The organism is Methanosarcina sp. A14 (assembly GCF_001729375.1).
Taxonomy (GTDB): domain Archaea; phylum Halobacteriota; class Methanosarcinia; order Methanosarcinales; family Methanosarcinaceae; genus Methanosarcina; species Methanosarcina barkeri.
Genome location: NZ_LZPK01000047.1, coordinates 1 through 6360, shown reverse-complemented (window position 1 = coordinate 6360; position 6360 = coordinate 1). Strand labels below are relative to the sequence as shown.

Annotated in this window: 5 protein-coding genes; 1 reads left to right on the top strand and 4 read right to left on the bottom strand. The window is 40.0% G+C overall.

The annotated features are described in order from the left end of the window. Positions 1-145: 145 nt before the first annotated feature. The 3 genes from A9239_RS03195 to A9239_RS03185 all read right to left on the bottom strand — a co-directional run bounded on the left by A9239_RS03195 (position 146) and on the right by A9239_RS03185 (position 2617). Entirely contained in the window at positions 146-772 is a 627-nt protein-coding gene (locus tag A9239_RS03195) for a LysE family translocator (protein WP_048118868.1), read from the bottom strand. A gap of 295 nt (positions 773-1067) precedes the next feature. Continuing rightward, positions 1068-1820: an ABC transporter permease gene (locus A9239_RS03190; protein ID WP_048118865.1), complete on the bottom strand. Its 753-nt coding sequence runs from the start codon at positions 1818-1820 to the stop codon at positions 1068-1070. Then, a complete protein-coding gene (locus tag A9239_RS03185; RefSeq protein ID WP_048118862.1) occupies positions 1817-2617 on the bottom strand; it encodes an ABC transporter ATP-binding protein in 801 nt (266 codons plus the stop codon). The genes A9239_RS03190 and A9239_RS03185 overlap by 4 nt, the downstream gene beginning before the upstream one ends. A 1069-nt stretch (positions 2618-3686) precedes the next feature. Between A9239_RS03185 and A9239_RS17995 the strand changes: the two genes are divergently transcribed. Further along, a complete protein-coding gene (locus A9239_RS17995; RefSeq protein WP_052712720.1) occupies positions 3687-4691 on the top strand; it encodes a class I SAM-dependent methyltransferase family protein in 1005 nt (334 codons plus the stop codon). A 123-nt stretch (positions 4692-4814) separates the two neighbouring features. On the opposite strand, the gene A9239_RS03175 is transcribed toward A9239_RS17995, so the two are convergent. Next, positions 4815-6245 (bottom strand): dihydrolipoyl dehydrogenase, encoded by a 1431-nt coding sequence (locus A9239_RS03175; RefSeq protein ID WP_048155045.1) that lies wholly within the window; start codon positions 6243-6245, stop codon positions 4815-4817. Positions 6246-6360 lie beyond the last annotated feature (115 nt).

Genomic DNA, 6360 nt, shown 5'->3' with positions numbered 1-6360 from the left:
TACCTTACCTTACCTTACCTGGCAGCCTCTCTAGCTTGTCTTTCTTTCTCTTCAATCTCTTTTATAACACGGTATATTCTTCTTGCTTTACTTTTTCGTATTCCGTTCTTAATGTCACATTCTTTTCCGTCTGTGAACAGACCAATCATATAATATTTAGTGAACTCAAGCCCATTTTAATAAAAGTCAATCCGAAGATAATCTGTGCAATTCCCAGAACGCGGATAATAGAAAAGTAGTGTTTACTATTTATAAAGGACTTTGACTTTTCTACAATTAGTGTGATGACTACCTTTGACCCGACAAGAAAGATATAAAACCCTAATATAAACAGAACTGTAGCTGAAACATGAGTGTTCAGGCTCCTATAAATTATCGGTCCACCTATGGAAAACCAGAAAACGTATGGATGCGGGTTTCCAAAATTTACAATAACTCCTTTTTTAAGGGCATCCTCTTTTTCTACATTTAATTCAAGACTGTCTTTTTTGATTTTCAGTAATTCGATTCCTGAATATATGAGATATGAAGCCCCAAAAAACGCAATGATTCCGATAATAAAGTCATAACTTTTCAGATGCGACAGCACATACAATACGGATAAAACAATTGGCAGGTCCGTAATTAGAGGCGACACTGCAACCTTTATTCCTTCCCACTTGCCGTACTGTAGAGTTTCAGAAATGGTCACAGCAAGCAGTGGACCTGGGGATGTTCCTGCAGCAAGGCCGAGAAACGAACCCAGGGCTAAAAATTCAATAAGATCCAGCACCTTTAATGCCTCATTTTTTATATCAATCCAAGGAAATGTCAGTCCAGGAAATCTGCCTTAAATCTCGAGCAGCCATTAATTCCCAACTCAGTTAGTCAGATGCCTGATTTAAAGCTATAATAATTTTAAGGTATATAATAGTACAACACTGATACATAATAATCATTGACACTCATTAATTATCTCAAAAATACCTTAATTTATATCATTAATACTCATTAGTGATCTCTAAAATACCTTAATTCATACTGAATTTTGGGCCTTGAATCTTTAAATTCTTAAAAAAAGGAGGTTTTTATGCCTCTATTTTTGAAAACAAAAATGCTCCGACCATGCAGACAAGAGCCGAGAGCAAACCTATTATTGCCAGGTCATTATAGATACCAAACACGTTCATTCCGGCAATGGCTCCTCTTAAGCCGTCTACCCCATAGGTAAGGGGATCGATCCTGCTTATGAAATAGATCGCTGGCGGCAGGTTTTCGAGGGGGAAGAGGGCGCCGGACAGGAAGAAGATAGGCATAATCAGGAAGTTCATGATTAACTGGAAACCCTGCATATCTTTCATTTTTGAGGCTATGGCAAGGCCCAGACCTGTAAAGAAGATAGCTATTAAGGACATGAAGACCAGCCCGACGGCAAGGCTTGCAAGACCTGGAACTCTAAACCCAAGTAGATAGGTCAAGCCCAGCACGATCAAACCCTGGATCATGGCTATGGTTGCGCCTCCAAGGGTTTTTCCGATCATAATTTCTGTCCTTGAGATCGGAGCTACCATGGTCTCTTTGAGAAAGCCGAATTGTCTGTCCCAGATAACCTCAAGCCCCGAAAAGATAGCAGTAAACAGAATAGACATTGAGACGATTCCTGGTGCAAGAAAATCCAGGTAGTTTGCTCCTCCACTTGCCCTGGAATACATTGGGCCGAACCCGAACCCAAATGTAATCAGAAAGAGTAGAGGCTGTCCGAGAGAACCCAGCAGTCTGGACTTTGAGCGCCAGTAGTGTTTTAGCTGCCTGAGCCATAGGATATAAATTACCTCGATCAATGCCTGGCCCTCCTTCTCATACCCCTTATAGCTCGTACTCTGTGCCCAGACTCGCTATCATCTCTGATGTCCCGGCCTGTTAATTTCAGAAAAGCCTCTTCTAAGGATTCGGTTTCTGTCCGTTTCTTTATTTCTTCAACAGTGCCGGATTCTATAATTTTTCCGTGATCAATGATTGCAATCTGGTCTGCAACTGCTTCGGCTTCTTCCATGTAATGCGTGGTCAGAAAAATTGTCATCTTTCTTTCTTTGTTCAACTTTTTGATATGGTCCCATATAGAATTTCGAGTCTGGGGATCAAGGCCTACAGTGGGCTCGTCAAGGAAAAGGATTTTAGGGTAGTGAACAAGCGACCTTGCAATCTCAAGCCTGCGCTTCATGCCGCCTGAATAGTTTTTCACATAATCTTCCCGCCTGTTCCAGAGCCCGACAATTTCAAGGGCTTTTCGGATTCTTTCGTCCCTTTCTTTTTTAGGTACCTTATAGATGACTGCATGGTAAACAATATTCTCGTAAGCAGTCAGTTCTTCATCAAGGCTGGAGTCCTGAAAAACTATCCCGAAAGATGCACGGGCTTTGTCCTGCTCTTTAAGCGCATTGAAACCATTAATGCTTATTTTTCCTGATGTGGGTTTCAAAACAGTTGTGAGCATTTTGATAGTTGTGGACTTACCTGCCCCGTTTGGCCCGAGAAAAGCAAAGATCGAACCGGTTTCAACATTGAAACTGATATCTTTTACAGCCGTAAAGTCATCAAATTTCTTTGTAAGAGATTGGACTGAGAGTATGTTTTGCATGGGCGAACCTGAAATGTTTTTTTTAATAAGGAAAGGCTAAATAACAGAATTTTTTCTGCAATATTTTTCTGCAATATTTTTCTGTAATATTTTTTTATAATATTTCTATGTAATCTTTTTTATAATATATCTTCTGTAAGATCTCTGAGGGCGAATCTCTTCAGTTAAATTTTTTATGTTAAAAATATATTATCTCAATCTCTGCGAGTTCTGGGAGAATTCTACGGAAATTCAACAGAAATAAAGTATTTTTAGAGAAGTTATCTATAATCATTCTCATATAATTATTTTATTTTTCAGAGATGAATGCAACATACAAGTCCTATTACTGAGTCTATCCCAAAAGCCACTTTACTCTTAATCATTGGGAATTCTCAGAATTATTTTCATGATCATAAGATTGATTGATTGATTGATTGATTGATTATTCAAAATACAAGGTATAAGAAGCAAATTTCAAGTTTTGGGATGAACTCACTAATTATGAATTGTATTATACTCAATTATAATTTATATCTTACTTATTATATATAACACAACTTATAATTCTATTGTACAACGCTTATAAATTCCATTATATAGCTTTATAAATACTATTGTGTAAATCTTATCATTCTTTATATAGGTTCTTATATGAGCCGATTCCAAATGCAGACCTAATTGGAAGTGATGAGACTAGAACGTCAGACTCTTTAAGAATAATTAGTAGCAGTCGTAGGAATTAGTAGCAGTCGTGTCAGAACAGATAACTAGAATCGAGAATGTTTCTTCCGGCTTGGCTTGGGACCAATTGCCGTTAGATAGCGACTCATAATACTCGATATCGCTGTCAACGGTGCCTATGAGAATGTGATCGAGTTGGCTCCTGGAAGGCAGAAATCTGGTAGTACGATCGATGGGCCTGAAGTGCGAAAAGCGATAACTGACTGATACTATGGATGGTGACAAAGATGCTTTTGAATGATACTTTTGAACTACATAGGAAAAAATACCACTTCTGAGAGCTAGCATAATGCTCAAAACCAGAGTCAACTAGCGTATCGATGTAAAAACAGCCAGAGGTACCTTAATGGGTTTTCGAAATAGAGTGAGTTTGCGTGATTCAATGAGGGGAATCGTTGAAGAACCCCTACTTCAACTGGTTCCGAAACGTTTTGATTATATAGGGAATGTGGCCGTAATTTCGATTCCTCCGGAACTTGCGGCTTATAAAGAAGCTATTGCTTCAAAGCTATTTTCCATGCGGGGCAATACGCGGGCTGTGCTTAATAAGGTGAGCAAACTCGGAGGAGAGCACAGGGTTGCGGATTTTGAGCTTCTGCTTGGGGAAACGACTGAGACCATTCACAGAGAAAACGGCTATACCTACAAGCTGGATGTCAAAAAAGTCTTTTTTAATCCCCGGCTGTACTCTGAGAGAAGGCGGGTAACCTCAAATATTAAGTCGGGAGAAATTATCATAATTCCTTTTGCCGGAGTGGGCCCTTTTGTACTTCCTGCTGCAGGAAAAGGGGCAAAGGTTTATGCTCTCGAAATAAATCCCGACGCCTGTGCCTGGCTGAGGGAAAATATCAGGATTAACAGGTTTGAAGGGCAAGTAATCGTAATTCAGGATGATTTTGAGAATCTTTTTCGGACTGGGGAGATTTTCCAGATACTTGATTCAAAAACCCATAAAGAATCCCAAAATGGCGAAAGTGGTGGAAATTGCAAAAAAGTAATACCTGGCGAAAAAATCGAAAACGGTGAAAAAGCCGGAAATAAGGATTTTTCTGGCCTGCCCGCCTGTTCAGGTCCAGGCAAAGGAACGAATAAAGAGCTTCAGGTTCAGGGCAGCGGGTTTGATAGAGCCATAGTGCCTACACCATATGGAATGGATCATTTTCTTGTTGAAATCACAAAACTTGTTCGGAAGGAAGGGCATATTCACTTCTACACTTTCAAAGCCGAATCTCAGATTCCTGGGCTGATCAATGAATATGAAAAAATGGGACTTGAAGTGGAGCTGTACAGGCGGACAGGAAATGTTGCTCCAGGCATCAGCAGGTGGGTTTTTGACCTTATTAAAAAATAGGTATGAAATAAGAAAGTGTAGAGACTTTGAGTTATAAACAAGTAAAGATTTTAATTTCTCATCTGGTAGATCTTTTCAGTCCTTATCTGGTAGATCTTTTGAGTATTCATTGGGTAGATCTTTTCAGTCCTCAAACCCGATATGTTTAAGGAAATGATGATAATTTTCAGGCGGCAGCCGCGAATAAAAGGCCCTGGTTACAACTTCGTTCAGGGACGGGTGAATATCCATACCCCGCATTATTGGTTCAGGACTTCTTAACTCCGTATACATGAGAGGAATTATCTGATGGATCAGGACTGAAGCATGCGGGCCTATTATGTGGGCTCCCAGGATTTTTTCTTCCTCCGAATCCAGAATCACTTTTACGAAATAATCTCTGATTCCCATAGCCGATCCTTTTGCAGTATCTTCAAAAAACTTGAGGCCTATGAGGATTCTTTCCTCTCCATACTTTTCTACGGCTTCTTGCTCTCTCATGCCTACTCCGGCAATTTCAGGATAGGAAAATACTGCGTGGGGTACGGCATGATAGTCTGCCTTTACTTTTTCTTTCAGGATTGCATTAAGGTAAACTATTCCGGACTCATAGTTTGCTACATGCTTTAGCAGGTATTTTCCGTTTGCGTCTCCAAACGCCCAGATATTCGGTTGTGAGGTCTCAAGAAACTCATTCACCAGAATCCAGCCCTTGGTATCTGTTTTGATCCCGGCTTTTTCGGGATGGAGAATATCGGTATTCGGGGCTCTTCCTGTTGCCACAAGGATTTCGTCTACAGTGACTTTTACCTCCTTTCCAGAATTTCTATCCCTTGCAACAACCGTTTTCTGCCCGTTGTCTTCTTTTCGAACCTCTATAGCTTCGTGGTTTGTAATTATCTGCATGTACTCCGACATCTTCATACTTGCAAGTCTGGATATCTCGGGTTCCTCCTGTGGAAGAAACTGGGAATTTCTTCCGATCACTGTGACACTGGCTCCCATAGCGGAAAAAAAATGCCCATATTCGGCTGCAATGAAACTCCCTCCTAAGATGGCGAGCTTTTTTGGGCATTCCGTGAGCTTAAGCACAGTATCACTTGTAAGGTATCCTGCTTCTTCGAGGCCTTTAATGGGAGGAATTGAAGGTTTTGAGCCGGTACAGAGAAAGATCATTTCAGAGTGAAGGGTTTTTTCACCTACTTTCAGGGTGTAAGGTGAGATAAACTCTGCACTTTCTTGATAGTAATCAAGATACGGGTCATCGGTCAAACTCTTCCTTATTGCCTCGATATCTTCTCCGATTTTCCTGCGCATTCTTTCCATAATGGCAAGGAAATCTATGTCTTTTATTTCAAGCTTAATTCCAAAAATAGATGCAGTTTCAATTTCCCGGATTAGTTCGGCAGGATAAAGCAGGATTTTTGAAGGAATACACCCTCTGGTAAGGCAGATCCCGCCTGGTTCATCTTTGTCGATAACGGCAACTCTCATTTTCGGGTTTGAATCAAAAATAGGATTTATGTAGTTCATTGCAGAACCCGTACCTATTATAATAATGTCGTAGTTTTCCATACTTATCCCTCACCACACATATAACACGCAGCTTTGCCAGATATAATATACTATTTATTTACGGTTATATTTATGGACCATAGTTTTGTATAATTTATGGACCATAGTTTTGAAT

Coding starts and splice junctions, on each gene's coding strand:
- A9239_RS03175 (WP_048155045.1), bottom strand. CDS start 6,245: ATGGAAAACTACGACATTATTATAATAGGTACGGGTTCTGCAATGAAC.
- A9239_RS03185 (WP_048118862.1), bottom strand. CDS start 2,617: ATGCAAAACATACTCTCAGTCCAATCTCTTACAAAGAAATTTGATGAC.
- A9239_RS17995 (WP_052712720.1), top strand. CDS start 3,687: ATGGGTTTTCGAAATAGAGTGAGTTTGCGTGATTCAATGAGGGGAATC.